This window comes from Actinosynnema sp. NPDC020468 (genome assembly GCF_040642015.1).
Classification (GTDB): Bacteria; Actinomycetota; Actinomycetes; order Mycobacteriales; family Pseudonocardiaceae; genus Actinosynnema.
Window position 1 is genome coordinate 38,343 of sequence record NZ_JBFAEO010000033.1, and the last position, 14,376, is coordinate 52,718.

The window sequence follows — 14,376 nt, forward strand, 5'->3', positions numbered from 1 at the left end:
GGGCCTGTTTTTGTCCGGCGATCGGCCGCCGCGCGTGCCAGGGTGGTGAGATGAGCTACCAGCCTGACCAGTCGCGATACGACCGGATGACCTATCGGCGCTGTGGGCGCAGCGGACTGCGGCTGCCCGCGGTCTCCCTCGGTCTGTGGCACAACTTCGGCGACGACAAGCCCTACGAGCTCGGTCGGGCGATCGTGCGGCGGGCGTTCGACCTCGGCGTCACCCACCTCGACCTGGCGAACAACTACGGCCCGCCCTACGGCTCCGCCGAGCGCAACTTCGGCCGGATGCTCGAGCAGGACCTGCGGCCGTTCCGGGACGAGCTGGTGATCTCCACCAAGGCGGGCTACGACATGTGGCCCGGACCGTACGGCGAGTGGGGCTCGCGCAAGTACCTGCTCGCGTCGCTCGACCAGTCGCTGGCCCGGATGGGCCTGGACTACGTGGACATCTTCTACTCGCACCGGTTCGACCCGGACACCCCGTTGGAGGAGACGGTCGGCGCGCTCGTCAGCGCGGTGCACCAGGGCAAGGCGCTGTACGTGGGCATCTCGTCCTACTCGGCGGTCCGGACCCGCGAGGCGGCCGAGCTGCTGCGCTCGGCGGGCGTGCCGCTGCTGATCCACCAGCCGTCCTACTCGATGCTCAACCGGTGGGTCGAGGACGAGCTGCTCGACGCGCTGGGCGAGATCGGCGCGGGGTGCATCGCGTTCTCGCCGCTGGGTCAGGGGCTGCTGACCGACCGGTACCTGGCGGGCGTGCCGGACGGCTCGCGCGCCTCCCAGGGCAAGTCGCTGTCGACCGACCTGCTCGGCGAGGAGAACCTGGCGCGGGTGCGCGCGCTGGACGAGATCGCCTCCGGTCGGGGGCAAACGCTTGCGCAGCTGGCCCTGACCTGGGTCCTGCGCGACCCGCGCGTCACGTCGGCGCTGATCGGGGCGAGCAGCGTGCGGCAGCTGGAGGACAACGTGGCCGCGCTGGACGGTCCGCCGCTGACCGACGACGAGATCGCCGCGATCGACGTGCACGCGGTCGAGTCGGGCATCGACCTGTGGGCCTCATCCCACGCGGGGTAGCCGGATGGTGAACGTGGTGGAGCCGGGCCTGCTGTCCAGCTCCACCGTGCCGCCGTGCGCCGCGACCAGCGAGTGCGCGACCGACAGCCCGAGCCCGCTCCCGCCGCGGTCGCGGGTGCGGGAGTCGTCCACCCGGTGGAAGCGGTCGAAGATCCGGGACTGGTCCGCCGACGGCACGCCCGGCCCGGAGTCGCTCACCCGCAGCACCGCGTCGTCGTCCTCGACCGCCACCGACACGGACACCGCCGTGCCGGGCGGGGTGTGCAGGGCGGCGTTGGCGAGCAGGTTGTCGAGCACCTGGCGCAGCCGCAGCGGGTCGAACGACAGGAGCAGCGCCTCCGGCGCGGTCACGGTCAGCGGGTGGGTCGGGCGGGCCGCCTCGAACGCGTCCGCCGCCTCCCGGACCAGCGCGACGAGGTCGCCGCGCACCGGCCGCAACGGCGTCTCGGCCTCGGCCGCGTCCAATCGGGCGAGCAGCAGCAGGTCGTCCAGCAGCACGCTCATCCGGGCCGCCTCCGAGCGCAGCTTCTCCAGGTGCGCCTCGCGTTCCGCCGGCTCGTTCGCCGCCGCGTAGCGGAACAGGTCGGCGTACCCGCGGATCGAGGTCAGCGGGGTGCGCAGCTCGTGCGAGGCGTCCGCGACGAACCGGCGCAGCCGCTGCTCGGCGACCGTGCGGGCGGCCAGCGACGAGTCGATGTGGTCGAGCATGGTGTTGAACGCGGTCCGCAGCTCCTCGACCTCCACCCCCGCGTTGCGGCCCTCGGCGCGCAGCGGCAGGTGCGAGCTGAGGTCGTGCGAGGTGATGTCGTGCGCGGTGCGCGCCATGTCGCTCAACGGCCGCAGCCCGCGCCGCAGCAGCGCCCGGCCGAGCACCACCAGCGCGATCAGCGCCAGCAGGAACGCCACCCCCTCGACCAGCGCCAGCTGCCGGACCGTGGTGTCGATGTCGTCCATCGGGGCCGCGCTGACCAGCACCGCGCCGTCGCCGAGCGGGCAGCCGCGCACCCGGTACGTGCCGTCGCCCGCGAGGTCGGCGGTGCGGAACACCGCGTCCGTTCCGGTCACCAGCAGCGCGACCGAGGCCAGCTCGTCCTCGTCCTGCGGCAGGTCGCCGCCCGCGCGCGGGGTCGCCACGCCGTCGCGCACGTCGTACACCGCGGCGAACCAGCCGTACGCCGAGCGCCGCAGCGTGCCGCCCGCGACGTCCTTCTCCAGCTCGACCTGGGTGGTGCGCATCTGCTCGTCCAGCTTGTGCGCCAGGTACTCCCGCATGGACGTGGTCAGGACCGTGCCGACGACCGCGAAGACCACCAGCGCCAGCACGCCGAGGCCGAGCGCGAGCCGGGTGCCGAGTCTCACGTGGAGGCCCGGCGCAGCGCGTAGCCGACGCCGCGGACGGTGTGGATCAACGGCTCGTGCCCGTCGTCGAGCTTGCGCCGCAGGTGCGACACGACCAGTTCGACCACGTTGGACCGCCCGCCGAAGTCGTACTCCCACACGTGGTCCAGGATCTGCGCCTTGGTCAGCACGGCGGGCGAGCGGCGCATCAGGTACCGCAGCAGCTCGTACTCGGTGGGCGTGAGCGTCGCGAGCCGACCGGCCCGGCGCACCTCGCGGGTGTCCTCGTCCAGCGCGAGATCCGACACCTTCAGCACGGACCGCCGCGGCGCGCCGCCGGTGGTGCGCCGCAGCACCGCGCGCAGCCGCGCCATCAACTCCTCCACCGAGAACGGCTTCACCAGGTAGTCGTCGCCGCCCCTGGTCAACCCGGCCACCCGGTCCGCGGTCCCGTCGCGCGCGGTCAGGAACACCACCGGCACCATCGCGCCGGCGCCGCGCAGCCGGTCGAGCACGGTGAACCCGTCCACGTCCGGCAGCATCAGGTCCAGCACCACGATGTCCGGTCGGAACTCCGCCGCGGTCTCCAGCGCGGCCGTGCCGCTGGCCGCCGTCACCGCGCGCCACCCCTCGTAGCGCGCGACCGTCGCGACGAGGTCGGCGATGTGCGGCTCGTCGTCCACGACGAGCAGTCGGACCGGGTTCTCCACGGTCCTCATGGTGCGGTACGGCCCGGCGCCGCGCCGAGGTCGTGCGGGTCCGGGGCGCCGATCGACAGGAACCCGACAGCTTTCCGACAGCCCGTCGAGTGGGATCGGTCACATCCGTCGGGTGTGGTCGGTCGACTTCGGACGCGCGGCGGCTCCGGTTCGCGCGGAAACGGTGCTGTGGTCGGGTTTTCGCGGTCGCGCGGGTCCGGCGGGCGGGTCGACGGGCCGGACCTTTCGCAGCACGAAGGACGTGACCCCCCTGTCACCGGGCCGCAGCGCTCTGTTAGGGTCTTCGCCACGGGTAACCCCGCTCCACGCAGGTCAGCCGGGTTTCGCGCTCGGGGCGTGCCCCGGCGGTGATCACGTGGAGAGGCGGCCTCGGTCGCACGCATTCGGGAACGTGCGGCCGAGGCCGTCTTCACGCGTAGCGGTGCTCGTCGAACTCCAGACCCACCGCGGACCGGCCGAGGTCCATGCCCAGCCGGGTCAGCACGTCCGCCAGTTCCAGGGTCGCCATCCAGTCGCGGGGCAGTCCGGCCGTGCCGTGCAGCGCGCCCAGGATGTTGCCGGTGAGCGCGGCCGTCGCGTCGCTGCCGCCCGAGTGGTTCGCCGCGGCGCGCAACGCGTCCACGAACTCCGCGCGCCGGGGGTAGACCAGCACCGTGTGCACCGCGATCGCGAGCGCCTCCGGCCCGGTCCAGCCGCTGCCGAGCCGGTCGACCCGCACCGAGTCGAAGCCCAGCTGGTGGTGCTCCTCGGCGAACACGACGGCCCGGTTGAGGGTGTTCGCGGTGTACGGGTCGTCCCGCAGCACGCGCCCGATCACCTGGTCCACCGCCTCGCGGAACGGCCGGCCGCGCACCGCGACGAGGTGGATCAGCAGCGCGAACGCGCCGCCCGCCACCCAGCCGCCGGTGCCGCCGTGGGTCAGCGCGGCGAACCGGCACCCGAGGTCGTAGGCGATCTCCGCGCTCGGCGCGAAACCGGCGGGCGCGGTGCGGGTGACGCCGTTGCAGCCGGAGGACTCGTTGTGCGGCTCCTCCGGCGTGGGCGCGACGTCCGAGGCCAGGGCGCGCAGGCAGGTCAGACCGGGCGAGCGGCTCGAGTAGAGCCGCTCGTCGCCGAGCAGGCCCAGCGCGCCGAGTTCGGGCGCGGCGACCTGCTGGGTCACGAGCCAGCGCCGGTAGCTGTGCCACACCGTCTCGACCGGCTCCCACTCGCCGGTGGTGCGACCGCGCACCCAGGCGCGCAGGTAGCCGTCCGCGGTGAACAGGGTCAGCTGCGTGTCGTCGGTCACCAGGGCCGGTCGCGGCGGTTCGAGCACACCCTCCGGGCCGTGGTCTCGTTGGATGTCCGTCCACCCCAGGTACTGGACGGGTGCGCCAAGGGCATCGCCCAGCGCGCCGCCGAGCAGGCAGGCGGCGCCACGGTCGACCACGCTCATCGGCTCGCGCGGCACTTGCCCTCCTGCACTCGCCCAGTACCCGGCTGGGACCCTCCGGGGTCAAAACCCTAGCCGTCGCAAGGTCGTCCGGTCATGGGAGCACGTCTGTTTGACGAAACAACAACTACCCACAGGTATCCACCGGTCTACCGGCAGTACCTGATCCAGTGACCGGGGCAAGACGCAGGACGGCGGGGGAGGGGCATGGCTGAGAGCAGGAGCGGCCTGGAGTTCGGCGTGCTCGGTCCGTTGCAGGTGCTCGCGGACGGACGGCAACTCGTCATCGGTCGCAAGGGGATGCGCGGTCTGCTCGCCATGCTCGTGCTGGAGGCCAACCGGGTCGTGCCGATCGACGAGATCGTCGACTGCCTGTGGGCCGACGACCCGCCCGCGACCGCGCGGACCATCGTGCACGGCTACGTGTCGCGGCTGCGGCGGATGCTGGAGCAGGCCGACCCGGCGGGCTCGGCCCGGATCCTGACCACCCCGCCCGGTTACCAGCTCGCGGTGGACCCGTGGCGGCTGGACTTCCACCGGGCGCGCCAGTTGGTGTCCTCGGCGCGGGGCAAGCCGGCGCCGATCCGGGCGCAGTTGCTGCGCGAGTCGCTGGGGCTGTGGCGCGGGCAGGTGCTGGCGGACGTGCCGGGCGAGCCGATCACCACCGACCTGGAGGAGCTTCGGCTTGCCGCAGTGGAGGAGCGGATCGAGGCCGAGCTGGAACTGGGGCGCCACCTGGAACTCGTGGGCGAGCTCAGGCAGCTGGTCGGCGAGTACCCGTTCCGGGAACGGCTGGTCGCGCACAGCCTGCGCGCGCTGTACCGGTCCGGGCAGCGGGCCGACGCGCTGGAGGCCTACCAGCGGTTCCACCGCCGCGTGGTGGACGAGCTCGGCATCGACCCCGGTCCGGAGCTGCGGCTGCTGCACGAGCAGGTGCTGCGCGACGACCCGGCGCTGTCCTCGGCGCAGGAGCCGGTCGCGCTCGTGCCGCCGCGCGCGGGCGTGGTCGTGCCGGCGCTGCTGCCCGCCGCGGCCACCGGGTTCATCGGCCGGGACGAGGAGTTGGCGTGGCTCGACCGGTTGTGCGACTCGCGCGACCCCAACGCCACGACCATCGCGGTGCTCAGCGGCGCGCCGGGCATCGGCAAGAGCGAACTCGCGGTGACCTGGGGGCACCGGCGGGCCGAGCAGTTCCCGGACGGGCTGCTGTTCGCCGCCCTGAACGGGTTCTCGCCCGACCGGGACCCGGTGGAGCCCTCCGAGGTGTTGTCGCGCTTCCTGCTGGCGCTGGGGGTGCCGGCGGACGGCGTGCCGCGCGAGGTGGACGACCGCGTGGGGCTCTACCGGTCCGTGCTCGCCAAGCGGCGGGTGCTGGTCGTGCTGGACGACGCGTGGGAGCCCGAGCACGTGCGGATGCTGCTGCCGCCGGGCGCGGGTTCGGTGGTGCTGGTGACGTCGCGGCGGCGGATGGAGTCGCTCGTGGTGTCCAACGGCGCGCGGTTGCTGACGCTGGACACGCTGCACGAGGACGAGTCCGTGCGGCTGGTGGACCAGGTCGTCGGCAAGCCGGTGTCCGAGCAGGAGCCGGTGGCCGCGCGGATGCTCGTGGAGCTGTGCGGGAACCTGCCGCTGGCGCTGCGGATCGCGGCCGCGAAGCTGGTGTCCAGTCCGGAGTGGACGGTCGAGGCGCTGGTGGCCCAGCTGTCCCGGGACGACCTGCGACTGCGCGCGCTCGACCTGCCGGACACCGGCGTCGGCGTCGGCCGCGCGCTCGCGGTGTCCTACCGGAACCTGCCGCCGGAGCTGGCCGAGACGTTCCGGGCCGCCGGGCTGGTGCCCGGCAGGTGGGTGTCGCCGCACGCGGTGGCCGCCGTGTGCCGGGTGGACCTGGGCACCGCGGCGGGCCGGCTGGCCGACCTCGCCGACGCGCACCTGGTGGTCGAGCAGTGGCGCGGCGGGTACGTGCTGCACGACCTGGTCCGGTTGTACGCGCGGGAGGTCCTCGGCGACGGGCGGCCCGACCTGCGCCGGCTCGTCGACCACTACCTGGCGGCGTGCGACCACGCGCGGCGGCTGGTGCGGCCCGCGTCGGACGGGTTGGACTTCGCCTTCGAGAACGGGTCGGCGCGGCCGGCGACCGCGGCGCAGGCGTTGTCGTGGTTCGACAAGGAGTGGCCGAACCTCATCGCCCTGGTGCACGCCGGCGCGGAAGCGGGGCTGCACAGGGAGGTGTGGCAGCTGGTCCGTTTGGTCTACACCTATTGCGTGACCAGGCTGGTCGGCCGGGAGTGGCACGCGATCGCCGAGTTCGGGCTGGTGTCGGCGCGGGTCAGCGGCGACCGGCGCGGGGAGATGCTGGTGCTGCACGCGATGCACGCCATGAACCGCCGGCTCGGCACCGTGCGCGGCACGCTGCCGGATGCCTTGCTGGCGCACGAGATCGCGGTGTCGCTCGGCGATTCCCGTTACCTGGTCATGACGTTGGACCAGGTGGCGAGCGCGCTGTCGGCGGAGGAGCGGGACGCGGAGGCGTTGCGGTACCACCGGGAGGCCGTCGAGATCGCGCGCCGCGAGGGCGACGCGCTCGGCGAGGCGACCGTGCTGAACAACCTGGCGCAGGTGGAGCAGCGGCTCGGGCACCTGGAAGCGGCGGTGCGCCACCAGTTCCAGGCGATGGAGGTGCACCACCGCAACGGCGACGAGCGCGCCTACGCGTTGGCCGTGGACAACCTGGCGGAGCTGTACGCGGAGCTGGGGTTGACCGCCGAGGCGGAGGACCACGCCCGACAGGGTGTCGAACTGGCGCGCGGCGGCTCGATGCAGTTCGAGGAGGCGTTCGGTCGCCAGGTGCTCGGTTCGGTGCTCGCACAACGCGGGGAAACCGTTGCGGCGCAAGCGGAACTGGCCGAATCGCTTCGCCTGTTCGAACGCCTCGGCTCGCCGCGCGCGATGTTGGTCCGAACGGCTCTTGAAGCGTTGACCTCCGAGGTTTAGCGGCTGTTTAGCAGCGGGACCGCATTTCGTGGGAAGTTGTCCTTGCGCTGATCAAGATCGGCGCACCCGGGTGGTACTTGGAGGGGAGAGCCAGGGGGGAATACCACCCGACCGGCCGGCCGGCATTCGGGGGAGAGTGCCGGCCGGTCCGGTCACTTTCCGCGTTCCGGGCCGGCTGAGGCTGTCCCGGGCGGCACGTCCTCCCACCGCCCCGCGGGGTGTCGAACACTGTCGCGAGGCGCCGGGGTCCCGGTTCGCGCGGATCAGTCGTTGCCGCACACGGGGAGCAGTTCGGGGCGCTTGGGCGCCAGTCCGTCGCCCATGGACTCGCCGCGCAGGGTTCGGGCGATCCACGGCATCACGTGCTCGCGGGCCCACTTCAGGTCGTGGCGGCGCTGGGTCATCCAGTCCTCGTCCACGGTCGGGGGCCACGGGGTGTCCCAGCGCTCGCGGGTCGGCACGCCCAGGACCTCCGCCGCGCGCAGGGCCACCCGCTGGTGGCCCTCGCTGGACAGGTGCAGGCGGTCCTCGCTCCAGGCCCGGCGGTCGTGCAGCACCGGCATCGACCACAGGTCCACGACCTTGCAGTGGTAGCGCTCGGCGACCGACCACAGGTGGCTGTTGTAGATGGCGATCTTGCCGCGCAGCGAGCGCAGGATCGGCGTGTGCTTGGGGTCGAAACCGGTGAAGATGACGACCTCCGCGCCCGCCGCCCGCAGCTCGGCCACCGCGATCTCGTAGACCTCGGCCGTCGCGTCGGCGTCGGAACCGGGCACGAGCAGGTCGTTGCCGCCGCCGCAGAACGTCACGAGCTTCGGCTTCAGCGACACGGCCAGCGGGATCTGCTCGTCGATGATCTCCTGGAGCATCTTGCCCCGGATGGCCAGGTTCGCGTACCGGAAACCGCGGTGGCGCTGGGAGATCATCGCGGCGAGCCGGTCCGCCCACCCCACGTACCGGCCGTCCGGCGCCGGGTCGTCCAAACCCTCGGTGAAGCTGTCACCCACCGCGACGAAGCTGTCCACAGTCTCTGCTCCCCTCGGTCGCCACCCCCGTGAAACCGCGCTGAACAGCATGCCTCTCCGGGTCGACTCCGCGCCACCAGGTTGACGGGACGGCGTTACCGGCACGTCACTCGGTGGTGGTCAGTCCTGTCCTCAATGGGTGATTCGTAGCGGTAAGCGCCACTTTCCAGTGCGGGACATCACAAACGTAGACCCCCGGTGGTGCCGGGCGCGTGGCACCACCGGGGGTCGCACCCGTCCGCCGGTGCGGCCGCCGCCGACGAGCCGGCGGACGGGGGTCGTCGGCCGATCGCAGGGCCGCGCGCGGTCCGATCGCGCGGCCGGATCGATCACCCGGAGTGACCGGGGTCCGCTCAGGAGCCGGTCGGCGCCTCCAGCGGTTCGTACGCGGTGCGCAGGCGCAGTTCGGCGCCGGGCTCGGCGCCCAGCGCGTCCAGGCCGAGCAGCGCCGCGCCCACCACCGGCGGCACGTCCACCACCCGCACCGCGGCCAGCGGCGCGACCTCGGCGAGCCCCCGGGTCACCGCGTCCACCACGACGCCGGCCGAACCGGTCAGCACGCCGCCGCCGAGCACGACGTCCACCGGCTCGTCCAGCAGCGCGAGCCGCCGCAACGACACCGAGGCCAGCAGCACGACCTCCTCGACCATCCGGTCCACCACCGCCTTCGCCACCGCGTCACCCGACGCCGCCACCGCGAACAGCACGGGGCACAGCGGGTGCGGGTCGAACTCGACGTCGCCGAAGTGCAGCCGCTCCACCGCCTCGGCCAGCGTCGGCGTGCCGTAGTGCGCGATCAGCGCGGGCAGCAGCCCGGTCGGCGCGCCGCGACCGTCCTCGGCCCGGACGGCCAGCCACAGCGCCTCCGACCCGATGTGCCCGCCACCGCCCCAGTCGCCCGAGATCCGGCCCAGCGCGGGGAACCGGTGCGTGCGGCCGTCCGGCGCCACGGCCACGCAGTTGATCCCCGCGCCGCACACGACCGCCACCCCGATGCCGTCCGCCGTGCCCGCGCGCAGCAGCGCGAACGTGTCGTTGCCGACGACCGTGGTCTCCGACCAGCCGAGACCGGCGATCGCGGCCCGCAGGTCCTCCTCCTCCTGCGGCAGGTCCGCGCCCGCGAGGTAGGCGGCGGTGTGCGTGGCGATCCGCTCGTCGCGGCGCAGGCCCGCCCGCCGCGCGACGTCGCGGGCCAGGCCCTCGAACACCTCCAGGCTGCGCGGAAGGCCGACGTTCTGCGGCGACGCGCCGGGACCGCGCACCTGCGCGAGCACCCGTCCCTGCACGTCCACCAGCGCCACGGCGGTTTTGCTGTTCCCGCCGTCGATGGCGAGGACCCGGTCCGTCATGCCGCTCAAGCGCCACGACCCTTCGCCCACGGCAGGAAGTCCGCGTTGCGGGCCACCAGCTCGTCGGCCAGCCGGTCCGCGATCGCGTGCTGCCCGACCAGCGGGTGCGCGAGCAGCGCGTCCGCCACCCGGTCCCGACCGCCGCGCACCGCCGCGTCCAGCGCCAGGTACTCGTACGCCGTGACGTGCGAGATCAGGCCGGAGATCGTCGGCGGCACGGGCTCGACCGGCAGCGCGACCGCGCCGGCGGTGGTCACCTCGGCGGGCAGCTCCACCACCGCGTCGTCGGGCAGGAACGGCAGGGAACCGTTGTTGCGCACGTTCACCACGTGCTGCTCGGCGCCCTGACCGCCGGTGAGCGCGTGCACGAGCTGCACCGCCGCCTCGGAGTAGTACGCGCCGCCGCGCTGGGACAGCTGCTCCGGCTTGGTGACGACGTCGACGTCGCCGTAGACGTCGAGCAGTTCCTTCTCCACCGCCGCGACGACCTCGGCCCGGGGCGGTGCGGTCTTCTGGTGGGCCACGACGTCGTCGTGGTCGTAGAAGTACTTCAGGTAGTACGACGGGACCATGCCGAGTCTGCGCATCAGGTCGGCGGGCAGCCCGATGTGCGCGCCGAGCGCGTCGCCGTGCCGCTCCACGAGTTCCGGCAGCCGGTCGACGCCGTCCACGAACACGCCGGTCTCCCAGCTGAGGTGGTTGAGGCCCACGTGCCGCAGCCGCACCGCCGACGGGTCGACGCCCAGCAGCGCGGAGGTCCAGCGCTGGAAGGTGATCGCGACGTTGCACAGCCCGACGGCGCGGTGCCCGGCCTCGAGCAGCGCCCGCGTCACGATGCCGACCGGGTTGGTGAAGTCGACGATCCACGTGTCGTCGCCCGCGATCCGGCGCACCCGCTCGGCGATGTCCAGCACCACCGGCACCGTGCGCAGCGCCTTGGCCAACCCGCCCGCGCCGGTCGTCTCCTGCCCGACGCAGTCGCAGACCAGCGGGAACGTCTCGTCCGACGCGCGCGCGGCCTGGCCGCCGACCCGCAGTTGCAGCAGCACGGCCGACGCGCCGTCGACGCCGCGCTCCAGGTCGGACGTGGTGGTGATCTTCGCCGGGTGCCCGGCGTGCGCGAGCAACCGCTGCGAGAACGCCCCGACGGTCGCCAGGCGGTTCTCGTCCGGGTCGACCAGCACGATCTCGTCGACCGCGAGGCTGGTGCGCCTGCCCGCGATGCCGTCGATGAGTTCGGGCGTGTAGGTGGACCCGCCTCCGACAACGGTGAGCTTCATCCCTTGACTCCAGTGAAGGTGATGCCCTTGACGAACGAGCGTTGGGCGAAGACGAACAGCACCACGGCGGGGACCATGATCAGCAGCGTCACGGCCATCGCCAGGTTCCACTGCACGTGGTGCATTCCCTTGAACGACGACAGCGCGAGCGACAGCGTCCACTCGTCGGGCCGCTCGCCGGTGTAGAGCAGCGGGCCGAAGTAGTCGTTCCAGGTGTAGAGGAAGCAGAACAGCGCGGTCGCCGCGATGCCCGGACGCGCCATCGGCACGACGATCCGCACCAGCGCCTGGAACTCCGAGCACCCGTCCACCCTGGCCGCGTCCACGTAGGACTGCGGGATGGTCAGGATGAACTGGCGCAGCAGGAAGATGCTGAACGCGTCGAACAGGAAGTACGGGATGATCAACGGCCACAGCGTGCCGGTCAGGCCGAACGAGGACCAGGTGTCGTACAGCGGCACCGCGACCACCTGCGGCGGCAGCATCATCGCGCCCACCACGAGCAGGAACGCCACGTTGCGCCCGCGCCAGCGCAGCTTCGCCAGCGCGTAGGCCGCCGGTATCGAGGACAGCAGCATGCCCGCGGTCGCGAGCAGCGAGTACAGCAGGCTGTTGCCCAGGTACCGCAGCAGCGGCGCCTTGTCGAACACCTCGACGAAGTTGCCCCAGTGCCACTCGGTGGGCCACAGGTCCTTGGTGAACGCCTGGCTGTCCGACATCACCGCGGTCAGGAAGACGAACACGATGGGCAGCGCGAACATCAGGCCCAGCGCCAGGCCGAGCGCGTGCACCGCGACCCAGTCCAGCCACGCCCTGGTGCCGCGGGGTCTGTCCGCCACGGTGCTCACGCGCCGGGACCCCCTTCCTCCTGGTGCGAGCCCTTCCTCATGCGCTGCACGAGGAACGCCGTCGCGATGAACGAGATCACGAACAGCACGGTCGCCATCGCGGCCGCGTAGCCCATGTCGAAGTACCGGAAACCCTGCGTGTACAACCACACCGGGAAGGTCAGCGTCGAGTTCTCCGGGAAGCCCAGGATCCTGGTGCTGCCCGTGACGTCGGCCGAGCCGCTCGCCGCCGAGCCCGCCACCACGGCCTGGGTGAACAGCTGGAGCGCGAGGATGATCGAGTTCACCACGCCGAACAGCAGCACCGGGGAGATGGACGGCAGCGTGATGTGCCACCACCGCCGCACCGGACCGGCGCCGTCGAGCTCGGCCGCCTCGTACTGCTCCTGCGGCACGTCCAGGATCGCGGCCAGGATGATGATCATCAGGTCGCCGGACACCCACAGCATCACCGCGGTGATGCCGGGCTTGGACCAGTCCGGGTCGGAGAACCACAGCGGGCTGTCGACGCCGAACCAGCCGAGGAAGCCGTCCACCGGACCGCTGGGGCGCATCACCAGGAAGAACACCAGGGTCGCGGCCACCGGCGGCGCGAGCGACGGCAGGTAGCACAGCGTCCGCACCAGGCCCGCGCCGGACTTGAGCCGGGCCACGATCGACGCCACGCCGAGCGCGAACACCACCCGGGCGCCCGTCAGCACCACCACGAGCCACAGCGTGTTGTACACCGACGTGCGGAACAGCTTGTCGGAGAACATGTACGTGTAGTTCTCGACGCCGATGAACTCGGGCGGGTTGATCAGGTCGTACTTGGTGAACGAGAACACGACCGTGGCGACCAGCGGGTAGCCGAAGAACAGCAGGAACCCGAGGCCGGCCGGCGCCAGGAACGCCAGCACGGTCAGCCGGTTGCGGGCACGGGCGCGGGACCGCCCCTTCGCGGGGGCGGTCCGGCCGGGTGCCACGCCGTCGAGCGTGGCCGTCATCTACTTGCCGCTCTTGGCGATCTGGTCGTCGATCTGCTTGTCGACGTCCTTCAGCCCGGCCGCCAGGTCGGAGACCTTGCCCGACTGGTAGGTGGCGATGAAGTCGCCGACGGCCTTGATGTGCGCGTCGCCGATCGGGGTCACCGGGTTGCCCTGGAGCTTGCCGTTGCCCGCCATGTCGATGAACGTCTTGAAGTTCTCGTCCACCTCGAGCTTCGGGTCGGCCAGCGCCGCCTTGGTGTGCGGGATGTTCTTCAGGCCGTTGGCCAGCTGCACGATGGTGTCGGTGTCGAACGACAGGAACTTGACCAGCTCCCACGCCGCGCCGGTGTTCTTGGCGCCCTTGGGGACGCCGACGATCGTGCCGGTGGTGAAGCCCGTGCCGTACAGGTCCGGCTTGCTCGTGGGGAACGGCGCGGTGCCGTACTTCACGGTCGGCGCCTGGTCCTTGAGGAACGCGGTGCGGAACTCGCCGTCCACCATCATGGCGACCTTCTGCTGGTGGAACGCGTTGTCCGCGGAGTACTCCTGGCCAAGCCCCGAGCGGAAGCGCTCCAGGTTGTCGTAGCCGTAGAAGTCGATGAGGTCCTTCTGGAACTTCAGCATCTCCTGCCACTCCGGCGAGGAGACCGACGACTTGCCGTCCGCGGTCTGCCACTTGGCGCCGAAGACCGGTGCCCACATCTGCGGCCGGTTCTCGTAGAACGTGCTGGAGGGGATGAAGCCCGCGACCTCGATCGAGCCGTCGGCGGCCTTCTTGGTGGTGCGCTTGGCGAAGTCGAGCAGCTCGGCGGTCGTCTTGGGCGGCGCGGTGATGCCCGCGGCGGCCAGGATGTCCTTGTTGTAGTACAACCCGTACACGTCGCTGAGCACCGGCATCGCGCACCGGTTGCCCTTGTACTCGGTGTAGGAGCGCACCGCGTCGGGGATCTGGCCGAGGTCGACCTTGTCGCGGTCGATGTAGGGCTTCAGGTCCTGGAACGAGCCGCTGGAGCAGAACTGGCCGATGTTGTCGGTCGTGAACGACAGCGCGACGTCCGGCGGGTTGCCGCTGCGGATGCCCGCGGTGATCTTGTCGTCGTCCTGGCTGCCCTCGTGCTTGATCTCCGCGTTGGGGTACTTCTTCTTGAAGTTCTCCAAGGCCTTGGTGACGACGTCCTGCTCCCGGCCGGAGAAGTTGCTCCACACCGTCAAGGAGAACTTGTCGTCCTTGCCTGGTGCCGCCGCGGTTCCGGACTGGTCGCTCTTGCCCGCGCCTGCCGAACAGGCGGTCAGTGAGACCGCTGCGGCAACGCAAAGCAACGCTGCGCGGGAGATCTTGCGCATGTG

11 protein-coding genes are annotated in these 14,376 nt (G+C 71.9%); 2 read left to right on the forward strand and 9 right to left on the reverse strand.

All coding sequences use genetic code 11. The features are described from left to right. Positions 1–50: 50 nt before the first annotated feature. The gene (gene mgrA / locus AB0G50_RS23135) at positions 51–1,076 is read left to right on the forward strand and encodes an L-glyceraldehyde 3-phosphate reductase (protein ID WP_360112024.1); all 1,026 of its coding nucleotides are present in this window, start codon (positions 51–53) and stop codon (positions 1,074–1,076) included. On the opposite strand, the gene AB0G50_RS23140 is transcribed toward mgrA, so the two are convergent. The 3 genes from AB0G50_RS23140 to AB0G50_RS23150 form a co-directional block, all read right to left on the reverse strand. Beyond that, entirely contained in the window at positions 1,059–2,435 is a 1,377-nt protein-coding gene (locus AB0G50_RS23140; RefSeq protein ID WP_360112026.1) for a HAMP domain-containing sensor histidine kinase, read from the reverse strand. The genes mgrA and AB0G50_RS23140 overlap by 18 nt on opposite strands. Further along, positions 2,432–3,133, reverse strand: coding sequence for a response regulator transcription factor (locus AB0G50_RS23145; protein ID WP_360112028.1), 702 nt, complete (start codon positions 3,131–3,133; stop codon positions 2,432–2,434). The genes AB0G50_RS23140 and AB0G50_RS23145 overlap by 4 nt, the downstream gene beginning before the upstream one ends. A gap of 409 nt (positions 3,134–3,542) precedes the next feature. After that, entirely contained in the window at positions 3,543–4,583 is a 1,041-nt protein-coding gene (locus AB0G50_RS23150) for an ADP-ribosylglycohydrolase family protein (RefSeq protein ID WP_360112030.1), read from the reverse strand. Between the two features lie 189 nt (positions 4,584–4,772). On the opposite strand from AB0G50_RS23150, the gene AB0G50_RS23155 reads away from it, so the two are divergent. Then, entirely contained in the window at positions 4,773–7,559 is a 2,787-nt protein-coding gene (locus tag AB0G50_RS23155; RefSeq protein WP_360112032.1) for a BTAD domain-containing putative transcriptional regulator, read from the forward strand. Positions 7,560–7,822: 263 nt separating this feature from the next. Here the strand turns inward: AB0G50_RS23155 and AB0G50_RS23160 are convergent, their stop codons facing one another. The 6 genes from AB0G50_RS23160 to AB0G50_RS23185 all read right to left on the reverse strand — a co-directional run bounded on the left by AB0G50_RS23160 (position 7,823) and on the right by AB0G50_RS23185 (position 14,373). Further along, positions 7,823–8,635 (reverse strand): SGNH/GDSL hydrolase family protein, encoded by an 813-nt coding sequence (locus tag AB0G50_RS23160; protein WP_360112034.1) that lies wholly within the window; start codon positions 8,633–8,635, stop codon positions 7,823–7,825. 302 nt (positions 8,636–8,937) lie between these two features. Beyond that, positions 8,938–9,933, reverse strand: coding sequence for a BadF/BadG/BcrA/BcrD ATPase family protein (locus AB0G50_RS23165; RefSeq protein WP_360112117.1), 996 nt, complete (start codon positions 9,931–9,933; stop codon positions 8,938–8,940). Between the two features lie 5 nt (positions 9,934–9,938). Then, the gene (locus tag AB0G50_RS23170) at positions 9,939–11,213 is read right to left on the reverse strand and encodes a 6-phospho-beta-glucosidase (protein WP_360112036.1); all 1,275 of its coding nucleotides are present in this window, start codon (positions 11,211–11,213) and stop codon (positions 9,939–9,941) included. Next, positions 11,210–12,061 carry a carbohydrate ABC transporter permease gene (locus tag AB0G50_RS23175; protein ID WP_360112038.1) on the reverse strand — a complete coding sequence of 284 codons (852 nt, stop codon included), beginning with the start codon at positions 12,059–12,061 and terminating at the stop codon, positions 11,210–11,212. The genes AB0G50_RS23170 and AB0G50_RS23175 overlap by 4 nt, the downstream gene beginning before the upstream one ends. After that, entirely contained in the window at positions 12,058–13,047 is a 990-nt protein-coding gene (locus tag AB0G50_RS23180) for a sugar ABC transporter permease (RefSeq protein ID WP_360112040.1), read from the reverse strand. The genes AB0G50_RS23175 and AB0G50_RS23180 overlap by 4 nt, the downstream gene beginning before the upstream one ends. Then, positions 13,048–14,373 (reverse strand): ABC transporter substrate-binding protein, encoded by a 1,326-nt coding sequence (locus AB0G50_RS23185; RefSeq protein ID WP_360112042.1) that lies wholly within the window; start codon positions 14,371–14,373, stop codon positions 13,048–13,050. Between the last annotated feature and the right edge of the window lie 3 nt (positions 14,374–14,376).